This window comes from Demetria terragena DSM 11295 (assembly GCF_000376825.1).
Taxonomy (GTDB): Bacteria; Actinomycetota; Actinomycetes; order Actinomycetales; family Dermatophilaceae; genus Demetria; species Demetria terragena.
In genome coordinates, this window is record NZ_AQXW01000001.1 from 45,402 (window position 1) to 69,131 (window position 23,730).

20 protein-coding genes are annotated in these 23,730 nt (G+C 65.9%); 8 read left to right on the forward strand and 12 right to left on the reverse strand.

From position 1 onward, the window contains the following. Positions 1-12: 12 nt before the first annotated feature. The 5 genes from F562_RS0100210 to rfbB all read right to left on the reverse strand — a co-directional run bounded on the left by F562_RS0100210 (position 13) and on the right by rfbB (position 5,372). Positions 13-1,248 (reverse strand): cell division protein PerM, encoded by a 1,236-nt coding sequence (locus F562_RS0100210; protein ID WP_018154895.1) that lies wholly within the window; start codon positions 1,246-1,248, stop codon positions 13-15. A 79-nt stretch (positions 1,249-1,327) separates the two neighbouring features. Beyond that, complete coding sequence (sucD, locus tag F562_RS0100215; RefSeq protein ID WP_018154896.1) at positions 1,328-2,209, reverse strand: succinate--CoA ligase subunit alpha; 882 nt, start codon at positions 2,207-2,209, stop codon at positions 1,328-1,330. A gap of 35 nt (positions 2,210-2,244) precedes the next feature. Then, a complete protein-coding gene (sucC, locus tag F562_RS0100220) occupies positions 2,245-3,429 on the reverse strand; it encodes an ADP-forming succinate--CoA ligase subunit beta (protein WP_018154897.1) in 1,185 nt (394 codons plus the stop codon). A 90-nt stretch (positions 3,430-3,519) separates the two neighbouring features. Further along, complete coding sequence (gene rfbD, locus F562_RS0100225) at positions 3,520-4,377, reverse strand: dTDP-4-dehydrorhamnose reductase (protein ID WP_018154898.1); 858 nt, start codon at positions 4,375-4,377, stop codon at positions 3,520-3,522. Beyond that, positions 4,377-5,372 carry a dTDP-glucose 4,6-dehydratase gene (rfbB, locus tag F562_RS0100230; protein WP_026180871.1) on the reverse strand — a complete coding sequence of 332 codons (996 nt, stop codon included), beginning with the start codon at positions 5,370-5,372 and terminating at the stop codon, positions 4,377-4,379. Before rfbB ends, rfbD begins: the two co-directional genes overlap by 1 nt. Positions 5,373-5,458: 86 nt before the next feature. Between rfbB and rfbA the strand changes: the two genes are divergently transcribed. After that, on the forward strand, positions 5,459-6,349 hold the full coding sequence (rfbA, locus tag F562_RS0100235; RefSeq protein ID WP_018154900.1) for a glucose-1-phosphate thymidylyltransferase RfbA: 891 nt from the start codon (positions 5,459-5,461) through the stop codon (positions 6,347-6,349). Continuing rightward, a complete protein-coding gene (locus F562_RS0100240) occupies positions 6,339-6,947 on the forward strand; it encodes a dTDP-4-dehydrorhamnose 3,5-epimerase family protein (RefSeq protein WP_018154901.1) in 609 nt (202 codons plus the stop codon). The genes rfbA and F562_RS0100240 overlap by 11 nt, the downstream gene beginning before the upstream one ends. A gap of 34 nt (positions 6,948-6,981) precedes the next feature. Here the strand turns inward: F562_RS0100240 and icmB are convergent, their stop codons facing one another. Continuing rightward, positions 6,982-7,392 carry a coenzyme B12-dependent isobutyryl CoA mutase small subunit gene (icmB, locus tag F562_RS0100245; protein ID WP_018154902.1) on the reverse strand — a complete coding sequence of 137 codons (411 nt, stop codon included), beginning with the start codon at positions 7,390-7,392 and terminating at the stop codon, positions 6,982-6,984. Positions 7,393-7,660: 268 nt separating this feature from the next. Here icmB and F562_RS19905 point away from each other — a divergent pair, with 268 nt between their 5' ends. Next, positions 7,661-8,617 carry a M23 family metallopeptidase gene (locus F562_RS19905; protein ID WP_169333349.1) on the forward strand — a complete coding sequence of 319 codons (957 nt, stop codon included), beginning with the start codon at positions 7,661-7,663 and terminating at the stop codon, positions 8,615-8,617. Between the two features lie 638 nt (positions 8,618-9,255). On the opposite strand, the gene pcrA is transcribed toward F562_RS19905, so the two are convergent. Next, positions 9,256-11,697, reverse strand: coding sequence for a DNA helicase PcrA (pcrA, locus tag F562_RS0100255; protein ID WP_018154904.1), 2,442 nt, complete (start codon positions 11,695-11,697; stop codon positions 9,256-9,258). Positions 11,698-11,776: 79 nt separating this feature from the next. Here pcrA and F562_RS0100260 point away from each other — a divergent pair, with 79 nt between their 5' ends. Beyond that, entirely contained in the window at positions 11,777-12,871 is a 1,095-nt protein-coding gene (locus F562_RS0100260; protein ID WP_018154905.1) for a phosphoenolpyruvate carboxykinase (ATP), read from the forward strand. Between the two features lies 1 nt (position 12,872). Here the strand turns inward: F562_RS0100260 and F562_RS0100265 are convergent, their stop codons facing one another. From F562_RS0100265 to F562_RS20450, 3 genes are all read right to left on the reverse strand, one after another. After that, on the reverse strand, positions 12,873-13,415 hold the full coding sequence (locus tag F562_RS0100265) for a hypothetical protein (RefSeq protein ID WP_018154906.1): 543 nt from the start codon (positions 13,413-13,415) through the stop codon (positions 12,873-12,875). Positions 13,416-13,579: 164 nt separating this feature from the next. Further along, positions 13,580-14,971 carry a sugar transferase gene (locus F562_RS0100270; protein ID WP_018154907.1) on the reverse strand — a complete coding sequence of 464 codons (1,392 nt, stop codon included), beginning with the start codon at positions 14,969-14,971 and terminating at the stop codon, positions 13,580-13,582. Next, positions 14,968-17,250, reverse strand: coding sequence for a glycosyltransferase family 4 protein (locus tag F562_RS20450; protein WP_018154908.1), 2,283 nt, complete (start codon positions 17,248-17,250; stop codon positions 14,968-14,970). The genes F562_RS0100270 and F562_RS20450 overlap by 4 nt, the downstream gene beginning before the upstream one ends. A 113-nt stretch (positions 17,251-17,363) precedes the next feature. On the opposite strand from F562_RS20450, the gene F562_RS0100280 reads away from it, so the two are divergent. Continuing rightward, a complete protein-coding gene (locus tag F562_RS0100280; RefSeq protein WP_018154909.1) occupies positions 17,364-18,908 on the forward strand; it encodes an oligosaccharide flippase family protein in 1,545 nt (514 codons plus the stop codon). Here F562_RS0100280 and F562_RS0100285 read toward each other — a convergent pair. Continuing rightward, positions 18,833-20,005 carry a glycosyltransferase family 4 protein gene (locus F562_RS0100285; protein WP_018154910.1) on the reverse strand — a complete coding sequence of 391 codons (1,173 nt, stop codon included), beginning with the start codon at positions 20,003-20,005 and terminating at the stop codon, positions 18,833-18,835. The two genes, F562_RS0100280 and F562_RS0100285, sit on opposite strands and share 76 nt — an antisense overlap. Positions 20,006-20,037: 32 nt before the next feature. On the opposite strand from F562_RS0100285, the gene F562_RS0100290 reads away from it, so the two are divergent. Genes F562_RS0100290 through F562_RS0100300 form a run of 3 tightly spaced genes read left to right on the forward strand, consistent with a single transcriptional unit; the run spans position 20,038 to position 22,261 of the window. Further along, positions 20,038-21,117 (forward strand): glycosyltransferase family 4 protein, encoded by a 1,080-nt coding sequence (locus F562_RS0100290; RefSeq protein WP_018154911.1) that lies wholly within the window; start codon positions 20,038-20,040, stop codon positions 21,115-21,117. Next, positions 21,114-21,980, forward strand: a complete 867-nt coding sequence (locus tag F562_RS19910) for a nucleotidyltransferase family protein (protein WP_018154912.1) — start codon at positions 21,114-21,116, stop codon at positions 21,978-21,980. The genes F562_RS0100290 and F562_RS19910 overlap by 4 nt, the downstream gene beginning before the upstream one ends. Continuing rightward, complete coding sequence (locus F562_RS0100300) at positions 21,977-22,261, forward strand: hypothetical protein (protein WP_018154913.1); 285 nt, start codon at positions 21,977-21,979, stop codon at positions 22,259-22,261. Before F562_RS19910 ends, F562_RS0100300 begins: the two co-directional genes overlap by 4 nt. A 54-nt stretch (positions 22,262-22,315) precedes the next feature. Here F562_RS0100300 and F562_RS17505 read toward each other — a convergent pair whose 3' ends face one another. Then, entirely contained in the window at positions 22,316-23,656 is a 1,341-nt protein-coding gene (locus F562_RS17505) for a tyrosine-protein kinase domain-containing protein (protein WP_018154914.1), read from the reverse strand. Positions 23,657-23,730 lie beyond the last annotated feature (74 nt).

Below are 23,730 nucleotides of genomic sequence, written 5' to 3' on the forward strand. Positions count from 1 at the left end.
CAGAGGCTACCGTCAGCGCAGCGTGCGCCAGTAGTGCAGGGCCGACGCGCTGGCGACGGCACCGAGCGCGACTTCGATCGGGAGCAGCAGGATCGTCACCCAACTGGGGCCAACGTAGGACATCGAGCCGCCGGAGACGCCCATACTGCCGAGGAAGGCAACGAGCAGCACAAGCAGCGCGGCGATTCCGCCTGCCGTGGCAGCAGTCTGGATCTTCATGGTGAAGGAGGCCAGCGCCGTCAGCGCACCCGATGCCCACCACCCGACTGCCAGCCCCACCGCGACCGGGATGAGCGGGGTAAACGGCGCCCATGCTGGGCCGGCGCCGGCTTCGGGCAAGGCTCCGAGCGCGGGCACCATAGGCAGGATGCCCGGCGACATCGCGGCGTGCCCAACACTCACCGGGCCGATTTGGAAGGCAGCGCCAGACAGCCAGGCCCCTCCCCAAGCGGCCGCATTGGGCAGTGCGAAGAGTTGGCCGAGTGCGAGGACGATGCCACCGGTCAGGCCAGTCCCGAGCTCCTGCGAAATCTCGCTGATCCGGGACCACGACAAGACAACCGCGGCCAACACCAGGAGCGCTCCCAGGCCCAGCAGAATGCCCGCGCCCCGAAGCGCCGGCTGCCACGCGCGCCTGATGACCACGGGAATGGGCTCGATCACCCGCTCAACCATCGTGTCGAGCGAAGGATCGATGCCATCCTTGCGCGCCTTGAGGACACCTAAGACAAGTCCCACCGAGGCCACCAGCAGCGCTCCCGGAATGACGTAGATCGGGTTAGGCCGGGCGGGACCGAGCCAGGCGACCAGGGCAAGCGCGACACCGGTCAGGGTGTAGCCCCCGACATATACCGCCGGGAGGTGCCACCACGCCGCCTCGTCGTGATCGTGACTCTGCCCCTCGGTCTGCACGAGCGCCGCCCGGGCCGCGCTGCGAGCACAGAGCACGGCCGCGATGGTCAGCCCTAAAAGCGGGAAGGTGACGGCGACCTCCTCGCCGGGCACACCGGTGGAACCACGGTGCGCCATCACCCACACCACCGGGGCGAGGGTGAGTGCCTCAAACCATGAGTCCGGGCTCTGCGGATCGGTCACCCAGGCTGCCATCGCCGGGAGAACCAACATGAGCGCGAGCGCCAGGGCCCCGACCGCACCGAAACCGAACGCGACGCTCAGCCGCCGCCACGGCCCCGCCGGGTCAAGCGCTCTCGTGGGCACGATCTGGCGGGTGCGTTCGAGCAGACTCATGATGCGCCCATCGTCGCCCGGAACGACAGCATCCCCCGGCAGGCACGCCGGGGGATGCTGTCGAAGTCGACCTCAGGGGTCAGGAGCTCTGCATGATCTCCCGCATGAGCTGGGCGGTCTCAGTCGGCGTCTTGCCAACCTTGACACCCGCCGCCTCCAAGGCTTCTTTCTTGGCCTGCGCCGTGCCAGAGGAGCCGGAGACGATCGCGCCTGCGTGGCCCATCGTTTTGCCTTCGGGTGCGGTGAAGCCCGCGACGTACCCGACGACCGGCTTGGTGACGTTGTCCTTGATGTACGCCGCCGCACGCTCTTCGGCGTCGCCGCCGATCTCGCCGATCATGACGATGGCCTTGGTCGCCGGGTCGGCCTCGAACGCCTCAAGGGCGTCGATGTGCGTCGTGCCGATGACGGGGTCCCCACCGATACCGATGGCGGTAGTGAAGCCAAGATCCCGCAACTCATACATCATCTGATAGGTCAGCGTGCCCGACTTGGAAACCAGACCGATCGGCCCCTTGCCCGCGATCGTGTGCGGCGTAATGCCGGCCAGCGACTCTTCGGGCGTGATGATGCCGGGACAGTTGGGACCGATGATCCGCGTCTTCTTGCCGACCGAGTAGTTGTAGAACTCGGCCGAGTCCTTGACCGGGATGCCCTCGGTGATGACCACCAGGAGCGGAATCTCGGCGTCGATCGCCTCGACCGCGGCATCCTTAGCGAACGGCGGCGGCACGAAGGCCACTGACACGTTGGCGCCCGTCTTTTCCATGGCCTCGGCCACGGAGCCGAAGACGGGCAGTTCCTGGCCACCGATCTCTGCCGTGGTGCCGGCCTTGCGCGCGTTGACTCCGCCGACGATGTTGGAGCCGGCCTCGAGCATGAGCGCGGTGTGCTTGGTGCCCATACCTCCGGTCATGCCCTGCACGATGATCTTGCTGTCAGCATCCAAAAAGATTGCCATTGCTTGCGATTCCCTCTACTCGTCTGCTGTCAGCGTCACTTGTCGGACGGTGTTCCGGCGAGTTCCGCAGCCTTAGCCGCAGCGCCGTCCATCGTGTCGACCTGGGTCACGAGCGGGTGGGCCAGCTCGTTGAGAATCGCCCGACCGGCCTCGACGCTATTGCCATCGAGACGCACCACCAGGGGCTTGGTCGCGTTGTCGCCGAGGATTTCAAGGGCACCCTTGATGCCGTTCGCCACCTCGTCGCACGCGGTGATGCCACCGAAGACGTTGACGAAAACCGACTTCACCTGCTCGTCGCCGAGAATCACGTCGAGGCCGTCAGCCATGACCTGAGCGTTGGCGCCGCCACCGATGTCGAGGAAGTTAGCGGGCTTCACGCCGTGCTCTTCGCCGGCGTACGCAACGACATCGAGAGTCGACATGACCAGACCCGCACCGTTGCCGATGATGCCCACCTGGCCGTCGAGCTTGACGTAGTTGAGGCCCTTGGCCTGCGCCTTCGCCTCCAACGGGTCAGCCGCGGCCTTGTCCTCCAAGTCGGCGTGCTCTGGGTGCCGGAAGTCGGCATTGCCATCGAGCGAAACCTTGCCGTCGAGGGCGACGATCTCGCCGTCTTCGGTCTGCACCAGCGGGTTGACCTCAACGAGCGTCGCGTCTTCCCCGGCGTAGACATCCCAGAGTTTCACCAGCACGGGGGCGACCTTGGCGCCGGTCTCGGCGTCGAAGCCAGCCTCGGACACGATCTCCTGCGCCTTGGCCTCATCGATCCCCACATTGGGATCGACGGCGACCTTGGCCAGCGCTTCCGGGCGTTCCACGGCGAGCGTCTCGATGTCCATACCGCCTTCGACGGAACACATCGCGAGTAGGCCGCGGTTCGACCGGTCTAGCAGCACGGAGAAGTAGTACTCCTGGGCGATCTTGGCGCCCTGGGCAATCATCACGGTGCCGACGGTGTGGCCCTTGATGTCCATCCCGAGGATCTCACCGGCAAACTGCTCGGCCTCATCCACGGTCTTGGCGACCTTGACACCACCGGCCTTACCGCGGCCACCGGTCTTGACCTGCGCCTTGACCACCGTCACGCCGCCAGATTTGGCGCCGATCGTCTCGGCGGCGGCGCGTGCCTCAGCGGCAGTTGTCGCCGTGGCTCCGGCTAGTACGGGAACTCCGTGCGCCTCAAAGACGTCACGGGCTTGATACTCGAAAAGATCCACGGATTTGTCCTCGCGTCGAGTGTGGGGATCGTCCGTCCCTGAGCGTAGCGGGGGCCGCGCTCAGGACGAGAGTGGGTTGGCTTCCACGTTCTATGTACTGGCTGTGAGCCCCAACTGTGGCACCGCCTCGCGCAGCGCAGTGCGCCAGTCCCGCTGCACCGCGACGCCCGCGGTGGACCAGGCCCAATGCCCCAGAACGCTGTATGCCGGGCGCGGCGCGGGCCGTGGGAATGCCTCGCTGGTCGTGGGCTGAACCCGCTCTGGGTCCAGACCCAACTCCTCGAAAAGCGCACGGGTCAACCCGAACCAGGTCGTCTCCCCCGAGGCCGTGCCGTGGTAGATCCCCGGCGCCGCCTCGGCGCCGATGAGCGAGACGAGTTGGGTCGCAAGGTCACCCGTCCACGTCGGTTGACCACGCTGGTCATCCACGACTGACAAGGTCTCGTGGCTCTGGGCGAGGCGCGCCATGGTGGCAAGAAAGTTGGGCCCACCGGCTCCGTATAGCCACGCGGTACGCACGATCTGACTGTCAGGGCACAGCTCTCGCACCGCCTGCTCCCCCGCGAGCTTGGTGCGTCCGTATGCCGACCTCGGCGCGGTCGCGGCGTCCTCGGCATACGGCGACGTCGCCGCTCCGTCGAAGACATAGTCGGTCGAGATGTGCACCATGCGAGCGCCCGCCGCCGCGCACGCGCGGGCAAGGTTGGCCGCACCGGTCGCATTGACGGCATAAGCGCTCTGCTCGGACGCCTCGGCGTCATCGACCGCGGTCCATGCCGCGGCGTTGACGACGAGGTCGTGTCCGTCCACGGCCCGCTCGCACGACCGCAGGTCGGTGATGTCGACTTGCGGTCGCCCGGCTGCGGTGACCTCGTGCCCAGCCTCACGCAGGCTCGTGACGAGATCTTGGCCGAGCATCCCGCGAGCGCCGGTCACCAGCGTGCGCATCAGCGACCCAACCGTGAATAGGTGGTCTCCGCGGTGACTTTGGCGGTGCGCCACCAGTCTGGGTTGGCCTGGTACCACTCGATAGTGGCTGCGAGACCGTCCCTGAATCGCGTATAGGTCGGCTCCCAGCCAAGCTCGGTGCGCAGCTTGCTGGAGTCAATGGCATAGCGCAGGTCATGCCCGGGACGGTCCGGCACATGGTCGAACCAGTCGGCCGACTTGCCCATCAACTCCAGGATGGTGGCGATTACCTCGCGGTTGCTCTGCTCACCATCTGCGCCAATCAGGTAGGTCTCCCCGGGCCGGCCGCGTTCAATGATCGCGATGACAGCCTCGTTGTGATCATCGACATGGATCCAGTCGCGCACGTTGTCACCGGAGCCGTACAACTTGGGCTTGACCCCTTCCAGCACACCGGTGACCTGACGGGGAATGAACTTCTCGACGTGCTGACGCGGGCCGTAGTTGTTAGAGCAGTTCGAGATGGTGGCTTCGAGGCCAAAGGAACGTACCCAGGCACGCACCAGCAAATCGCTGGAGGCCTTGGTCGCGGAGTACGGCGAGCTCGGGTTGACCGGAGTCGTCTCAGTGAATCTCGCGGGGTCATCCAGGCTCAGGTCGCCATAGACCTCGTCGGTGGAGATGTGGTGCAGTCGCTTGCCGTGGCGGCGTACGGCCTCCAGGAGTTGGTATGTCCCCACGACGTTGGTCTGAACGAACGGCCACGGATCATCCAGGCTGTTGTCGTTATGACTGTCCGCTGCGAAGTGCACCACGACGTCATGTGAGGCGACCAAGTCATCGACGAGGTCGGCGTCCGCCACCGAACCCTTCACCAGGTCGATGTCATCGATCACCGGGTCCAGAGACGCGGCGTTCGCGGCATAGGTCATCGCATCCAGCACGGTGACCTTCCAGTTCGGTCGCTGTGCTGCGGCCAACAGCACGAAGTTCGCTCCAATAAAGCCGGCCCCACCTGTCACAAGCACTCGCATACGCCGACCCTACGACGGGATCGGGAGCGTGACCCAGCAACCGTGGCGGCGCACCCAGCGAGTTCCCGGCCGGTAAGGTGCCTCAAATGAAGGGCATCGTTCTTGCCGGGGGAAGTGGAACTCGCCTTCACCCCATCACTCGGGGGATCAGCAAACAGCTGCTCCCCATCTATGACAAACCCCTGATCTATTACCCCATCGCGACGCTCATGCTCGCCGGGATCAGAGACGTCCTGGTCATCACGACGCCACACGATCGCGAGCAGTTCCAGCGGCTCTTGGGTGATGGAAGCCAGTGGGGCATGACACTGACGTACGCCACCCAGGCGCAGCCCCGCGGGCTTGCCGAGGCGTTCCTGGTCGGCGAGGAGTTCATCGGCGATGAGAGCGTCGCGCTCGTCCTCGGCGACAACATGTTCTTCGGACCAGGTCTCGGCACTCGACTGCGCGAAGCCACTCCGGTCACGGGCGGGCGGATCTTCGCTTACCAGGTTCGCCATCCAGAGGCCTACGGCGTCGTGGAGTTCGGGGCCGATCAGCAGGTGCTCTCCCTGGAGGAGAAGCCCGCGAAGCCTCGCTCGCACTTCGCCGTCCCCGGGCTGTATTTCTATGACAACTCCGTCGTCGAGATCGCGCGCAACCTCACTCCCAGCGCTCGGGGCGAGTTGGAGATCACCGACGTCAATAGGACCTACCTCCAGCGTGGTCAACTCACCGTGACGCCGCTGCCGCGCGGCACCGCCTGGCTAGACACCGGCACGGTCGACACCCTGTTGGATGCTGGACAGTTTGTCCGCACGATCGAAGAGCGTCAGGGCCTCAAGGTCTCCTGCCCAGAGGAAATTGCCTGGCGGCAAGGCTGGATTGACGACGAACTCCTAGCCCACCATGCCTCCGACCTGGCCAAGAGCGGCTACGGCCACTACCTGACCGAACTACTCGAGAACGCTTCTGAGGTATCACCTAATGCAGATTGAGCCCCTCCCGATCGACGGCGCCCTGGTCGTCACACCGCGCCAGTTTCCGGATGACCGCGGTGTCTTTATGGAGGGCTATCGCGGCGACCGGTTGGCCGAGCACCTCGGCCACGAACCTCGCATCGTGCAGACCAACATCTCGACGTCCGCTCGGGGCACGCTGCGCGGCATTCATTTCGCCGATGTGCCGCCCTCTCAGGCCAAGTACGTCACCGCTCTGGCTGGCAGTTTCGTCGACTTCCTGATCGACCTGCGGGTCGGGTCGCCCACGTTCGGGCAGTGGGCGTCGGTGCAGCTTGATACGACAGACCGCCGCGCGGTCTATGTGCCAGAGGGTTTGGGCCACGCGTTGTTGGCCTTAGAAGACGACAGCGTCGCGCACTATTTGTGCACGGCGCCGTACGCCCCCGCACGCGAGCACGCGATCAACCCGCTGGACCCCGAGGTTGGCCTCAGCATCCCGGACGACCTGACCCCGCTGCTCTCCCCCAAGGACACCGCGGCGCCAAGCCTGAGCGAAGCTCGCTCCGCTGGCCTGCTGCCGACGTACGAGGAGTGCCTGGCCTGGACCGCCAGCCTGCGCACGACACCGGCATAGGACTTACCCGCACGCCTGATGGACGCGAGGGCCATCACTCGGGTGCGGTGTCACCTAGGTGCGTGCGCACCCAGGTGATGATGTCCTCGGTGGTGGCGCCGGGGGTAAAAACGGTCGCGACGCCCATCTTTTCCAATTCAGGACGATCCTCATCGGGGATGATGCCGCCGCCGAAGACGACGATGTCGGCGGCATCACGCTCCCGCAGCAGTGCCGTGACCTTCGCGAACTGCGTCATGTGCGCCCCAGAGAGCACTGATAGCCCTACTGCGTCGGCGTCTTCTTGGATCGCCGCCTCCACGATCTGTTCTGGTGTCTGATGCAGTCCGGTGTAGATCACCTCGACGCCGGCGTCTCGCAGCGCCCGGGCCACGACCTTGGCGCCGCGGTCATGACCATCCAGGCCCGGTTTGGCAACAACGATCCGCAGTGGCGCACTCTTCATGCCTCGGAGCCTAACTGTCGGCGGCGGCACATCGCGGTCCGATCAGCATCGACAACCGGCCGTGTTCGCGGTCGTGTCAAACCCGACGCCTGTGAGGCTCGCCACGCTCAAAAGGCGCAATCTCGGTACTTTTGTGACGGATGTGACGGTTGTGACGAACTCTTTCGGGATATCCACAAAGATCTCGTCGTTCGATTTCAGATCACGGGAAGGTCACGGTACTGTTTCCCAGTCACTCCCCCGAGACAACAGGAAGTTGGTGTGCGTCTTGTCCCGCAAGTATCAGGGTCGACACCGTGCTCTTCCGGTATCCCCGCTGCAGAGCGCCCGAGTCGCTCTCCCAGCGTTGGCCGCGGCCTCGCTGACCGTTGCAGCCGCCGGTACCGCCGCAGCCACGGACGTCGGCCAGCAGACCCGTACGAACGCGTCTGCCGGATTCCAGGACACCACGCAGTGGAGCCAGTCCAGCGCCGGAGTATCTCGCTCCAGCCAGCGCGCCAGCGTGACGAAGGCCAAGGCCAACGTCGCAGCGAAGGCTAAGACCCGCTCCGCAAGCGTCACCCAGGCCCAGGCCTCCCGCGATAACGCGACCCGTCGTGCGGCCCTCGGTGCACTCGCAGCCAACGACACATCGGCGACGACTTACACCAAGCCAAAGCCCAAGCCCAAGCCAGTTGCACAGCCGGCAACGGACACCCAGAACGCGCCGACTCGGGGGAGCCAGGCGCAGACAGGGTCCTCCACCTCGCAGGGAACGCAGCAGAGCCAAGCCCCGACCCGCTCGGGCATCCCGACTCGCTCGGCTACCTCGACGCAGACCGCTGCCCCGCAGAGCAGCTCGACGGGTTGGGTATCTCCCATCTCGGGCGGCACCCGCACCTCGGGCTTCGGCTACCGCTGGGGCCGGATGCACAGCGGCATCGACTACGCCGCCCCGGTTGGCACCCCGTTGCGCTCCATGAACAACGGCACCGTCACCGCCGTCGGCTGGTACGGCGGCCAGGGCCAGCGCGTTGTCGTCCGCTTCGACAACGGCACTGAAGCCCACTACGCACACATGTCGAGCTTCTCGGTGAGCCCCGGCTCGCGCGTGAGCGCTGGCCAGGTTATCGGCCTCTCCGGCAACACCGGTAACTCGACTGGCCCGCACCTCCACCTTGAGATTCACGTCGGTGGAGTGGCCATCAACCCGGCAGGTTGGCTCGCCGCACGCGGCCTCGGCTGATCGATTCATCCCGGTTCTGACGACAAAGACCGCCACCTGGTTCCGACCAGGTGGCGGTCTTTTCGTGCTCCCAACGCCGGTCGAGCCCGGTGTCCCCAACGCCGGTCGAGTAGGCCCACCAACGCCGGTCGAGCCCAGCCCACTAACGCCGGTCGAGTAGGCCCACCAACGCCGGTCGAGTAGGCCGAGGCGCTAGCCGAGGCCGCATCGAGACCACCCCCACTACCAAGGTCTCGACACGGCTCGCGCCAAGGCGCTCCCCGGCTCGACCAGCGTTGGGGGTTCCAACGCCGGTCGAGTAGGCCGAGGCGCTAGCCGAGGCCGTATCGAGACCACCCCACTACCAAGGTCTCGACACGGCTCGCGCCAGGGCGCTCGCCTGCTCGACCAGCGTGGGGGGGGCCCAACGCCGGGCGAGGAGACCGAGGCGCCAGCCGAGGCCGCATCGAGACCACCCCCACCAACGCAGGTCGAGTAGGCCGAGGCGCTAGCCGAGGCCGTATCGAGACCACCCCACTACCAAGGTCTCGACACGGCTCGCGCCAGGGCGCTCGCCTGCTCGACCGGCGTGGGTAGGCGCTCGCCTGCTCGACCGGAATGGAGGTGGGTGCTCGACCGGCGTGGGAGGTGCGGGCGATCTAGAGTTTCTCGACGGGTGCGTACCGCAGCAGCAGACGCTTGACGCCCGCTTCACCACCAAAGTCCACGTGCGCCATGGCGCGCTCGCCGTCGCCCTCAACTCGAATCACCGTGCCGAGACCGAATGAGTCGTGGGTGACCTTGTCACCGCCGGCCAGCGAGATCGGGGGTCGGTTGCCAGGGCTCTTCACGCCGGGGCGGCTGGCCAGTCGAGCCACGGCCGGAGTCTTGGTGTGCCGCGTCATTCCCGTCGCCGCTTCGCGGTCCCACCGCACCAGCTCCGGCGGAATCTCGTCCAGGAAGCGCGAGGGTGGGTTGTACTGCGGCGCCCCCCACGCTGAGCGCATCTGTGCCCGCGAGAGGTGCAGACGCTGCCTGGCTCGGGTAATCCCGACGTAGGCCAGCCGACGCTCTTCTTCCAGCTCGTCGTTGTCGCCGAGGGCGCGGGTATGCGGGAAGGTGCCGTCTTCCAACCCCGTGAGGAACACGACCGGAAACTCCAACCCCTTGGCCGTATGCAGCGTCATGAGGGTGACGACTCCGGCGTCATCACCTTCGTCCGGGATATCGTCAGCGTCGGCGACCAGCGACACCTGCTCAAGGAAGTCGACCAGCGAACCCTCGGGGTAAGTCTCATCGAACTCCCTGGCCACTGCCACGAGTTCGGCGAGGTTTTCGACGCGTGTTTCGTCCTGTGGGTCAAGGCTCTGCCGAAGTTCGGACAGGTAGCCAGATCGATCGAGAATGGCCTCCAGAAGGCCTGCGACACCGACGTCCGTCTCGGAGGTCTCGCGCAGGCCCTCCATCAGCGCCGTGAACCCGCGTACGGCGCTCAACGAACGCGTGGCGATACCCGGGGCATCCTCGGCCCGTCCGAGGGCGGCCACGAACGGGATCCGTTCTCGATCCGCGAGCGCGGAGACGCACGCCTCGGCGCGATCACCGATTCCGCGCTTAGGGACATTGAGGATCCGCCGCAGGTTGACCGTGTCGGCGGGATTGGCCACCACCCTCAGGTAGGCAAGAGCGTCCTTGATCTCGCGGCGCTCGTAGAAGCGGGTGCCGCCGACAATCTTGTATGGCAAACCCACCCGCACCAGGACTTCTTCCAGCGCGCGCGACTGGGCGTTGGTGCGATAGAACACCGCGACATCCTTGGGCTGCACGCCATGCCGGTCGGAGAGTTGGTCAATCGTGCTCGCGATGAACGACGCCTCGTCATGTTCGTTGTCCGCGACGTACCCCACGATGGGAGCACCGTCACCGGAGTCGGTCCACAGGTTCTTCTTGCGCCGATCTGGATTGCGTTCGATGACGGCATTGGCAGCTTTAAGAATGGTCTGCGTCGAACGGTAATTCTGTTCCAGCAGAATGGTTTTCGCTTCAGGGTAGTCCTGCTCGAACTCCACGATGTTGCGGATGGTCGCGCCACGGAAGGCATAGATCGATTGGTCGGCGTCACCCACCACGGCGAGCTCGGCGGGCGGCACCTGCCCCTGCGCGCCATCGGCAATCTCGTGGCCAACCAGCTCGCGGATGAGTGCGTACTGCGCGTGGTTGGTGTCCTGGTATTCGTCGACCATGATGTGCCGGAACCGACGGCGATAGTGCTCGGCCACGTCGGGGAAGGCCTGCAGCAGGTTGACCGTCGTCATGATGAGGTCGTCAAAATCGAACGCGTTGGCCTGGCGCAGCCGCCGCTGGTAGGTCGTGTAGGCCTCCGCCACCACGCGATCGTGTTCGTTGCTCCCACCGTTGGTCGAGCCCGCCGAGACCTGGCTAGCGAAGGTTTCTTCATCGATGAGTTCGTTCTTGGCGTTGCTCACCTGATGGGTGAAGGCCCGTGCTGGATAGCGCTTCGGGTCGAGGTCCATATCCCGCAGCACCAGCGCCATCAACCGCTGACTGTCCGCGGCGTCGTAAATCGAGAAACTCGACTTCATTCCGAGCTTGCCGGCCTCGCGGCGCAGGATGCGTACGCACGCAGAGTGGAAGGTCGAGACCCACATCGCGCGCGCCACGGGGCCGACGAGGGTCTCGACGCGTTCGCGCATCTCGGCAGCGGCCTTGTTGGTAAAGGTGATGGCCAGAATCTGACCAGGCGCTGCGCCGCGGTCACCGAGCAGGTGGGCGATGCGATGAGTCAGGACCTTGGTCTTGCCCGAACCGGCTCCGGCCACGATGAGCAACGGCGTGCCGTGGTGCAGCACCGCCTCACGCTGCTGGGGATTCAGCCCCGTCAGCAGTTGTTCGCCACGGGGGCGCTCGTGATCGGCAGCGGCTCTGGTGGGCCCTGGCACGCCCTCCGCCGCCCACGCGGGCACGCCGCGTTCATCGACCGGCGGCAGGCCGTCATCCCGGGATGCCGACCCCTTCGCTGAGTTCTCGGGCTTGGTCAGCCCAGGCAGGGGCAGGTCATCAAAAAGGCTGGCGCTCGTCATTGCCCTGCCAGGGTACGTCGTCCCTCTGACAGCAGTTCCGCGAGTGCCAGCGAGCAACCGACCGCAGTAGGCTCCGCACGTGACCCGCGGCACCCCAGATCTCAAGGTCGAGGCGCTCGGCGCTCAGGTGGCCGTACGACTTCCACTAGACGCCGTCGAGCAGGCACGCGAAGCCTGGCGCTGGTGCCTCGCGACCTTCGACCGCGAGGCGGACAGTGCGCTTGACCTGACCAACCGGCCTGACCTGGAGCCGGGTCAGGTGCAGGAGCATCTCAGCCGCGAACTGACCCTTCGAGCGATCAATCACCAGCGAGGACAACGCCTGATGGTGCACGCCGCGTGTGTCGTCAGCCCCACCTCTGGACGCGGTCTCGTTCTGGTCGGCGAATCTGGCGCGGGCAAGACAACAGCAGCAATTCACCTATGCTCGAACGGATTTCGATACGTCACGGACGAGACCGTCGCGCTGGACGACGCCCATCACGCGTTGCTTTATCGCAAACCGCTATCGATGGTGGAAGCCACCCAGTCGCGGTTCAAGGCACAGCGCGCCCCCGAGACATTGGGTATGTCCGTCGCGGAACGCTCACCGCAGGTCGGGGCCATGGTCCTTCTCGCCCGCGACCCGACCTGCACTGCCCCCAGCCTGGAACCAGTCAGCCTCATCGACGCCCTCGCGGACCTCATCCCCCAAACCTCATCGCTCGTGGTCCTGCCCACCCCGCTGACCCGACTGGTTGATCTCGCGAACGCGGCGGGTGGTGTCCAGCGATTGCGCTATCGGGAGATCGGCGACACGACCGAGTTACTGCGGGTGGCCACCGACCGGAGCGAACCCACCTGCTCCAGTGCGAGCGTGGCCGGGCCGCGCCCCTCAGCACCCCACGAACAGCTCCCGCCTGGCGCGGTCATCCGCGCCGATTTTCACGAGGCGTGCACCGATGAGGATGACGTCCTGGTCCTCATCGGTGACACTCCGGTACGACTCGCAGGCATCGGCGCAACCATCTGGAAACTCGCACTAGAGCCCCAACAACTCGACGACTTGGTGGCAGGGTGCGTCGCGGCCCATGGCAAGGTTCCTGAGGCTGAGCAGCGCGTACGCCGTGTCCGCCAGGCGATGCTGGATTTTGGAGTGTTGTGTGCCGGTCCGACCGTTCCGGTGCGGGGCTAACTCAGATACAGACCAGGGTCGGCGAGCTCACGGCGATATCGTCGCCCGAAGTAGACAGAGGCGATTGCGCGACTGCGAAGGTGAGTTGAATGGTGATGCTTGCCGATGCCGTCGTGGTGAACTCGACGGCGATCGTTCCTGGGTTCACTTGGACAGTGGTACGGGTGGTGCTTTGCCCACCGGCGGTGACCGAGAACGACGCGGTCTGCGAATTTGTCCTGAACCAGTTCACGACCGGAAAAGTGAGTCGGTAGGACTTGTTCGGTTCCAATTGCAGCGTGAGTTGAGTCTTCGTCTCCGCTGAACCGAGCCCCCGTGCCGGATCGGCGTTTCCCCCGAACTGGTTGCCTTGAAAACCAGACCAGCCGTTTCCCAGGTAGCCGGTATTCGTCGGGGTCGACCATGAACCAGGAAAACCGACTTGAGGAAGCGAGTTGCACGAGGCCGCGGCAGCGCGGGCCGCCGGGAGCACGACCAGTGCAGGAACAGTCCACGCGGTCCGTGCCAGCGCCCTGCGCGTGGGGACACTCGGTTTCTGTTCCATATGTTTCCACCCGTCCTCGCGCCCACGTCCTGGGCGAGCCTCGTCCCGAGGGCACCGACGACCGTCGAGTCGGCACCACACTCGAATGTGATCTGTGCTCACCATTCTGACAGGTACCCGGCGCACAGTGCACCTGTCCCCGCTTTCGGTGAGCCGCGCGGGCGTCAGTACGCGCCACGCCCCCGAAGCACTGCACCGATGGTTTGCCCGAGAATGACCAGGTCCCCGGTGGCCGACCAGTTGTCGACGTAGTACAGATCGAGCCGGGCGCTGTCCGACCAAGTCAGGTCGCTGCGCCCACTCACCTGCCACAACCCGGTCAGCCCGGGCCGGACCGTCATTCGGCGCCGCGCCATATCTGGTCCGTATTCCGCGACCTCTTGCGGCAGCGGCGGGCGCGGGCCGACCAGACTCATGTCGCCACGCAGCACGTTCACGAACTGCGGGAGTTCGTCAAGGGAGAACCGTCGGAGGACTCTCCCCACGGGAGTAACTCGCGGGTCGGTCGTCAATTTGAACAACGGCCCACGGTCGGGGCGCCCCTCGACCAGCTCCTGCCGAAGATGATCCGCATCGGCCACCATCGTGCGGAATTTCAGGATGGTGAACCTGACCCCGTCTCGACCCACCCGAGTCTGCCGGTAGATGATCGGTCGCCCCTCCGATACCAAGATGGCGAGGGCGATGATCGCCTGCACTGGAAGGCTCAGCACCAGAAAGACCGTCGCGAGGGCATAGTCGAAGACGGTCTTCCACACCCACCGCGATCCACGGAAAGTCAGTGCACCCAACCGTAGAAGTGGCACACCGGCGATGGGTTGCGACACCAGTCGGGCGCGGGACACCTCGGTGAGATCCGACATGACCAGGAGATCGACCCCGTCCGGTTCCAGGTCCCACGCGAGGGTGCGCAGCGCTGCCGGTCCACGGCGCGACCCTGCCCAGGCAACCGCATCGACGCCCAAGGCGACCGCTACCGATGCGGCATCGGCCTCTCGCCCCCGCACCTCGGTGCCGTAGATCGGCCCATCCAGATCGTCGCAGCACACGCCCTGCACGACGTACCCCGCGGCAGGTTCACGCTCAATGGCAGCAATGAGTTCCCGCAGGTGGTCCTGACCACCGACGACCAAGACGCGTTCCTGATAGGCGCCCGACTGCCGTCGGGCCCGCACGATGAACCTCCGCCAGGCCAGCCGCCCCAGGCCAGTCAGCAGCACGCCGAGCGGGAAGGCGATGACGACATACCCACGGGCAAACAACAACTGCAGGACATAGGACAACAGGGCGAACGCAGCGAATAGCCCAACTCCCGCCCGAAGGATGGCGCGAAACTCCTGCTGGCCATATCCCAGGATGGACGTCCGGTACGCACCCGAGAGTCCGAGCGCCGCAACCCACGCGAGAACCAGCACGATCGAGACCGCCGAATAAGTGGTGCCGAGCCCGGCCACCTCCGCCGCGGTCCAGCCAAAGCGAATGACGTGAGCTATGCCGACCGCAAGCGCCACCAAGAGCGCGTCAGTCAGGAGGAGAGCGCCACGCAACCTCGTCATGACTGAGTCGCCGCGCCGGAACGGCCAGTGGCCTGTACTTCTTCGACCACCCTGCGCAATCGCTGGATGAATACCTCTTGCGCGAAGCGCTCTACCGTCTCAATCACCTGCGCGGCGTCCCAGGTCCGTGCATTGTTGCGATGCACCGCAGCCCTGATGTCCGCCGCGTCGGCGCTGTCGAAGAAGGCACCGTTGACGTCCTCGATGACCGTGTCGAGATAGCCGCCCGCCCGCAGCGCGAGCGTCGGCGTACCGAAGAGCGCCGCTTCCAGCGGAGTCAAACCAAAATCCTCGAAACTTGCGGCGATGAGAGCCTGCGCGTGAGCGTACGCCCACCGCAATTGCGCGTCAGTCTGATCCGTGACAATCCGCACGTTGGGCGGGCAGTCCTGCATAAGGTCGGCGAGCATCGGCCCAGATCCGACGACGAGCAGGTTGTCCTCCAGTCCGGCGAATGCCTCCACGATCACGTCGACATGCTTGTACGGCAGTAATCGCGACACCACCAGATAAAACGGAGGCTCCACTCCGGGAATGGCGGTCCGTGGCCCGTCGTGGGACAGCCCGGGCGGTGGGTGCATCACTTCGGCATCAATGCCGTAAGCATCAGCCACCGCTGACTGCACTGCCGTGGAGTTCACGACGACGCGGTCCGCTGCGCGCATGCGCCGACGATCCCAGCGTCGCAGTGTTGGCCCCACCGCCATGAGCACCAGCCCGATCGGACTCTTGTACGCCGGTTTACCGAGGTATCGCTCGGTCTGGTAGAGCCAACGCGCAGGCGAGTGGCAGTAGACAATCTTTGCGCCCGAGGACCGGAAAGCGTGCGCCCAGCCACTTGTCGAAGCCACGGTCACGTTGCCGGGGACACGCATGAACGAGGACGCCAATGGCAGCAGCGGGAAGGCCATCCGGTGGTTCCGCCGCAGTGTGGAGATCCGATTGAGCACACTGGCTTCGACTCGAAGGTGCTCAAACTCATGAAACGTGGTCGCTGGCTCATAGAGCAGCGTGTGCAACGGACTCTTGGGGAAGGCCGCGCGCATCGCGAGCACCACTCGCTCCGCGCCGCCGCGCTGGGTGAGGTAATCGTGCGCAAGGGTGACCGGCGGCTCGCTGAAGGAACGCCGTCCCGCTGCCACCGCCTGGAACACCTCGGCCACCGTGCGCGCCGTGGACGAAATGGGAAGGTGTTCAGCGACGTATGCCCGGGCCCGGCGTGCGCGTACCTCCGCTCGCTCGGGTGCGTCCAGGACATCAAGAATCGCCTCGACCATCGCGTCGGGGTCCCTGGGCGGGACGAGATAGCCCAGCGGCTGTTCACCTGGTGGGTGCACCAACTCTGTGGCGCCACCACCTCGCGTCGCAACCACGGGAGTGCCGCGGGCCATCGACTCGGCGATCACCTGGCCGAACGGCTCCGGGATCGTCGCGGCGTGCACAGACACAGCCAAGGCATCCAGCTCAGGTCGTGGGTCATCGATGTGCCCCACAAACGCGACCCGATCGTTCAATCCGAGCCGCTCGACTTCGGCCCGTAGCGCATGCTCGTAGTCCTCTTGACCGAACAGTGCTCCGCCTATGAGGCGCAGGGTGACACCGGGGCGTGCGGCGATCAGATCGGGCATCAACCGGATCACCTCTAGCTGTCCCTTGGTCTGGCTCAGCCGCCCCACGACGCCGATCACGTCGTGGCCCCGCTGTGGCGGTTCGGTCAATGGCCGGAGTTGTTCTGGCGTCAGTCCTGGTCGCGCAACGATGAGCTCACGCACTCGGGCAACGGTCGCGGCGGTGGCCTCAGAATTTGCGATGATCGCGCGCGGCGCCGTTCGTGCCAGAGCACGAACGAGGCGCACCATGGTTGAGGGGAGGTATTCGTGACTGATGCGGTCATGCAGGCTCCACACCAGCGGCAGGCCAGCCAGCCGCGCCGCGGGGACGCTGAGGAGATGGGCCTTCAGCGAGGCGCTCCACACCACGTCATGGTCACCCTCGCGCAACCGGCGCGCCAGCATCCGCACCATCGGCGTCAGACTCGCTGCTGCCTTCAAAGCCGCCCGCGCCGAGGTCGTCTCGGCACGAGTGAGCGAACGCACCCGCTCATCCATCCCCAAGATGTCGACGCGCACCCCGGCGGCCCTCAGCTGGTCGGCATACGGCCCTTCTTCCCCCAGAAATGCCTCGACGCTTAAGTCCCGGGGAAGCGCTCGAATGACCCGAAGGGTCGCCAACTCCGCCCCACCGACCTGCCCGGTGTGCGTCACCAATGCAATGCGCATCCAGGGGCGCCCTTCTCTATCGTGGCCGTCCGCAGAGACGATACTGGTGCGACTGCGACAACTGGTGCCACCCCGGATGCACCCATGGTGGTCGATCTCGGGAAGGAGTGCGTGTGCCCGCCGACGACCCCGGAACCGACCGCCCGACGCGGGCGCAAATCCAGCGCAATGCTGTGCGCGGTGCGACGTGGACCATGGCCGCCACGGCTATCACCATCCCCCTTGCGTTCGTCGCCAATGTCGTTCTCGCTCGAGTCCTCGGGGTCGAGGGGTACGGTCGGCTCGCCTTTCTGACCGCCGCACTGGAAATCGTCGTCGCGGTCACCGACATCGGCACGACGGCTGCGGTGATTCAGTTCGGCTCCCGGGCACATGCCCTCGGACAGACGGGAGAAGTTCAACGAATCCTGGCTCGGGCTCAGGGATTTCGCCTCCTCATCGTCGCCCCGGTGCTTTCGCTCTTCATCGTGCTGCTCGTCGACTTGGCGACGCCCGTGTTGATCGCGGGAGTCCTACTCGGAGTGTGGCTTCCTGCCGCATTGGCCGGAATCAATGACTGTCTCACGGTGGAGAATCGAACAGCCACGGCCGCCAAGATCCAACTCGCGATCGCTGTGGTGATTCAGACCGCTGTCGTCGTCGCTGCCCTGCTGAGCCAACAAGCCGACAGCACCTGGCTGGTACGACTCGCACTCACCGCGGTGAGCCCTTTGGTCGCCATCCCGCTGGTCACCAAGGCCTATCGATCGGCCGTGCTGCGCCCGCGGTCGCCTCGCGGACTCCCCTCGGGTTTCTGGAAATTCGCGATTCCAAGCGGCACCGCAGGCTTGATCGGCGGCCTCGTGGTCTCCCGAAGCGAGGTGCTGTTGTTGGAGTGGCTGGACACGCCAAATGCGGTCGGCCTGTTCGCGCTGGCCTTCGGTATAGCCGCTCATGTCTTTGGGCCAGCAAACGCACTGACCAATCCGCTCCTTCCTGCCGTGTCGAGTTTGCGTGCGGTAGACGCCGACGCGATACAGCGAGCGTTCCTGCGCGTCACCCGAGTCTCGGTCGCCATGGTGAGCGCCATCCTGCTGCTCGGCGTGCCAGCACTCGCAGTGCTCGTCGACACCATTTACGGCGCCGAATACCGCACCGCTGCAGCCCTTCTGGTGGTCCTAGCAGCCGGTATCGCGGTCTCGACACTCAGCGGGCCGGTCACGGCGTTCAACCTCTCCCGGCTTGCGAGTATGCGTGTCCTGTTCGCCAGCCTGATTGCGCTCATCGCCAACGCAGTGCTGGCAGTCGCGCTCATTCCGATGTGGAGTATCTGGGGTGCTGCGATCGCGAGCGTGCTGGCGGCGGTGACTCGCGTGGGCATCCTTGTGCGCGACGAACTCATCGCCCTCGAACTGGGGTGGGCCGGGATCCGTTCAGCAATCACCGCTTTGGCCACCAGCGCCATCGGTGCCGGTCTGGTGTGGTGGACGTCGAGATACATCCCGTGGACTCCGGCCGCGGTCGCGACGGCAGTCGGGCTCGGCGCCGTGCTGTGGTGGGCCACCCTGCGCTGTGCAGGCGCCACCATCGAACCCGGCGACCGTCAACAAATTGTCGGCGTCTTGCCGCGACCGCTCCGGGCAGGAACATCCCGCGTACTGTCGCTGGTCACCCGCTGATAGATCCGAGCGTAGGCCGCCGCTGTTGCCTCCCAAGTGAATTCGCGAACTCGTGACCGACCGACCGAGACGAGTCGCTCGCCCAGACTCCGGGTTTCCAAGAGCGTGCGCAACGCCGCCGCGAGCGCTTGTGGGTCACCACCGGGCACGAGCAGCCCATCAACGTCGTCGTCAATCAAGTCACTGAGTCCGTCGACGGCGCTTGCGACCACCGGCGACTCCGCAGCCCAAGCCTCCAGGACGACCAATCCAAATGCCTCGCGCCGGCTGGGCACCGCAACGGCGACGGCTCCAGCCATCAACCCGGCGACCTCGTCTGGGGGAACCACCCCCAGAGTGAGGACACGGTCATGCCCCGCGAGGCGTGCTCGGTCGGGCCCGTCCCCCGCCAGGACCACCCAACAATCGTCAGGGAGGTATTTGGCAGCGTCCGCAAGCACATCGAAGCCCTTGACCGGCACCAGCCGTCCAACCCCCACCACGTAGCGGGTGCCGCGCGGAAGCCCGGGGACCTGCGAACTCCGCGCGTCGGTGCAGGGCGCGACCCCGCCCTGCACGACCGCGCCGCCGTCCAAGCCGTACGACGAGCGCAGGTCAGCGAGCACCGCAGCCGAGCACCCCGTCACCGCACGGGCGCGCCGCACACCCTCCTGAAGCGCGGTCCGCAACAGCCAAGACCCGTCGAAGACCTCGCGGTCGGCGAATGTCTCGCCGTGCGAGGTCAGCACCACTGGCCGCTTGCCGACGGCGGCCGCCGCGAGCGCCCACGGTCCACTGGGACCAAAGCAATGCACGTGCACGATGCCCGGCCGCAGGTCCTTCCATGCCTGACGCCAGGCGCGCAGCGCCCCGGGCAGCAGGTGCACAAAATCGGCTACTCCGCTGAAACTCTGCCGTGGCAAGGGACACGGCAGATAGCGCACGCGTACGCCGTCCACCTCGCACTCAGCCAGGTCCCCCGGCATCGCCACAGTCCACACTTCAACGTGATGGCCAAGATCCTGCAGTGCTGCAGCGGCCTGTCGGACATGCTGCTCGACGCCGCCGATGCGAGGGTGATAGGACGACGACACGAGCGCGACGCGGTGCTGTGGCATCGTCACACTCCTCCACGACCGGCCTAGGACAGATGGGACCCGCAGTGACTGACCTCGCGATCGCCCAGTGCGCGTCCGCACAGCCTATGGGTGCCCAGGTCTACCAGCGACAGATTCTCGACCGAGCGCCGGATCGTCTTGCCCGACTCGGGTGGTCCATCGATATCGTCACGGCCCGCTCGATGCGCTCGCCACTACCTGGCACCCATCGAGTGCCACTTGGGTGGCTGAATCGTGCGGGTGTTTCCGCGCGACGGGCAGCCGGAAGGTTGCTGTACGGCAACCGCGACCTCGTCCACCGCTTCAGTCTTGAACTCCCTCCCGGGCGGGTCGATGTGGTCACTCTGCACGACGTCATCGGATGGCGATTTCCCGACGAGGAGACGCCAGCCGCGGCCGCGGCCGCAGAACTACGACGTGCCGCGGCAGTCATTTGCGTGTCGGAGTTCAGCGCGTCAGAGGCCAGGGAACTTTTCGGACTCGAACGTGTGCATGTCGTTCCCAATGGCGTGGACTCCGCATTCATTGACGCTGTCCCGGCGAACGCTGAGGCACTGACGCGGCGAGGCATTCGGGGGCCTTACGTCCTTGTCGGTTCCGGAGTCACGGCCCGAAAGAACCTCCCAGTCCTGGCCCAGGCGTGGCGGGTGATTCACCACCGCTGGCCGGATGTGCAACTCGTCATGACCGGTCCCGCCCACCCGCGACGGGATGCACTCTTTGCTGATTTGCCTGACGTGGTGCGTACTGGTTGGCTGCCCGCTGAAGAGATCCCGCCTCTCGTCGCGGCCGCTCAGGCGGTCGTCCTTCCCTCCACCTACGAAGGATTCGGGCTCCCCGCACTCGAGGCGATCGCGGCAGGTACGGCACTCGTGGCCGCTGACATTCCCGCGGTCCGCGAGGCGGTCGGCTCGGAGGCCATTCTCGTCTCCCCTGACCTCGATGGGTTGGTCTCTGGGCTCGACCTCGCGCTTGACGGCGGCGCCTCTATCCAGGCTGGGATAGAGCGCGGTCGCGCTCGCGCGCGGGAGATGACCTGGGACCTCTCGATGGCTGGCCATCTGCGCGTCTGGCAGTCCGTTCTCGAGCAGAATCCGGTCCTGCGGCCATGACCGATCCCGGACTCGGTGTCGTTCCTTTGGCCGTCGTCTGCGAGATGGCTCATGGCGTCGCCCAGGACCTCGCCGACCAGGCGGGGGTAGAGCTCCTGCACATCAAAGGTGCCACCCTCGACCCGGAACTGCACTGGCAGTACCGGGCGTTTAGCGATGCGGACGTTCTGGTCCGCCCACGCCATGTCGACATCTTCCTGACCACGCTGCGCGAGCACGGCTGGCAGGTAGAGACGTCGTTTGCCAACGGTTCCCCGTTTGAACACGCCACGACGCTGATTCATCCAGTGTGGGGTTATCTGGATGTGCACCGATGGTGGCCAGGGTTCGGGCTCCCGCCGCAGGAAGCCTTTGATCTGATGTGGCGCCAGCGGACGACCCGCGGCCTGGCTGCCGTGCCCTGTGCGGTGCCAGACGTGGTCGACCAGGCGCTCATCCAGTGCTTGCATGTGGCGCGCTCCGGCTGGCCCGATCCGGCAACTCACCCGGCCGTACTCGCCTGCTGGACGGCCCGGGGCGGCGAACTGCGTGAGTTGATCGAGGACCGGGTTGAGCGCCTGCAAGCCCATGTTGCCTATGCCGTCCTGACCGACGACCTGGCCGCCTTCCGCGGCGACCCTGATCAACCGCTGTGGGTGGCGATCTCCGAACGCAAAGGTCGGGTTGCCGAGTGGGCAGCCAGAGCTCGGCGCGAACGCACTCTTCGCGGCGCGCTGAAAGTCGCTGGACGGGCGCTACGGGTCAATGTCGAACACCTGGACACCGTCCGCGGTCGGCCATCGACACGTGGCGAGGTCGCCCGGGAGTTTGCCCGTCGCCTCGTGGGCGGTGTCCGCGAACTACGGCCCGGGCGGCGGTCATGAGCGCGCGATATCTGTTGCGCCCGCACATCGGGATGGTGCACGAGCCCGGACCACCGCTGCGCACCCATCTCGCCGACCTGCGACGTGGTCCCATCACCACGTTGCCCGGCGCCTCGGCGGTGATTCTGCACGTCGCTCTTCAGGTCGAGGTCGACACCATCACGGCCGAGGTCGCGCGGCTGACCGAGGCCGACGTGGACGCCATCCGTGAGTCAGTCAGGGAGCACCTGGAGCAACTCGTCGAGAGCGCCTTCATCGAACTGGTCAGCACCGATCGGTGAACCGTCGGGGCCCGGCGCCTCGGCGCCTTCCCGCACGCGACTCGCGGACGGGGCTTAGTGGGTTGCCTTGCGTGTCTTGCGCGACCGTTTTTTCTTCGGCTGTGAGCCGTAGCCATACCCATAGCCCGCTGGGGCCTGCGCGTAGTTGAGCACCGTCCCCGAAAGGTGCGCGTTGACCGTTTCCAGCGACCGCCGTGCCGACTGCATGTCACGGCGCGAGGTTTTGTCAGCGGCCACTACCAGCAGCAGATTGCCCGCGAGCCGCTCGATCAGTAGGGCGTCGACCACAGGCACCAAGGGCGGACTGTCCAGGATGACAAAGTCGAAAGCGCTGGTCGCGGCCGTGAACAACTGACGCATCGCCGAGGATCCCAGCAACTCGGCGGCGTTGGGCGGTTGCGGCCCGGCGGGCAGGACATACAGCGAGGTGCCTTCCCACTGCTGGACGACATCGTCCAACATGGTTTCCCCCACCAGCACCGACGTGACGCCGACGCTGTCGTCCAGGTCGAGCAAGCGACCAACATCGGACTTGCGCAGATCGCCATCCACCAGAAGCACTCGCCGACCGTCCCGTGCCATGGCTTGCGCGAGGCTGATCGCCACCGTGGTCTTACCGTCTCCGGCGTGCGGTGATGTGATCACCAACGACCCGCTCTCGCGTGTCACGTCAATGAATCTCACGTTGGTTCGCAGTCGGCGAATGGCCTCCGCATGCGGACCGTACGGCTCGCGAGTCAGATCGGGTTGCGGCTGTGTCTTGGGCACTTCGGCCAGCACCGGCGCGTCGAACTGTTCCTCCAGGTGTTCCACCGTGCGGGCTCGCGTGTCCAGGGCCGAGCGCAGCAACGCCGCACAGACTCCGAGCACTAGACCGGCGAGAACGGCCAGCGTCATCGTGCGCACGACAGCGGGCGAGCTGGGCCGGTCTGGAACGCTTGCCGGCTCGATCATCGAACTGCGCACCGTCGCGCCACCGGCCAACAGGGAGGTGAACTGCGGCGCTACTTCGGCCAGCACTTCGGGAGTCTCGTTCGCCAAGGCGGCTGCCTGTTTCGGATCTGAGGCCTGAGCCTGGATCTCCAGGATGCTCGCGGTGTCCGCCAGCGTCGCACTCACCTGGATCGGCGTTCCCGATGGCAGACCGAGGCGCTCCCGCAGCGGCTGCAGGACTGTTGGAGAGGACAGCACCTCGGTATAGGTCTGTAGGTCCTGTCGGCTGAGGGCACCGGCGCTCTCGCCGCCCTGCGCAGCCAGATAGGCCCGAGCGGTCGCGGTATAGGTCCGAGGCGCGGTGGCGGTGGCCACCGCTGCGGCACCGACGACCAGCAGCAGGACCACGAGCACCAGTCGACGGGAAGCCCAGATCCGCGTGAAGAACTCGCGCAGCGTCATGCTGGCAGGGTTTCACACCCTGGCGGCACCCCTGCGCAGGTTGCGCGAATGTCACGGTGCCGCGCGCATGCCAG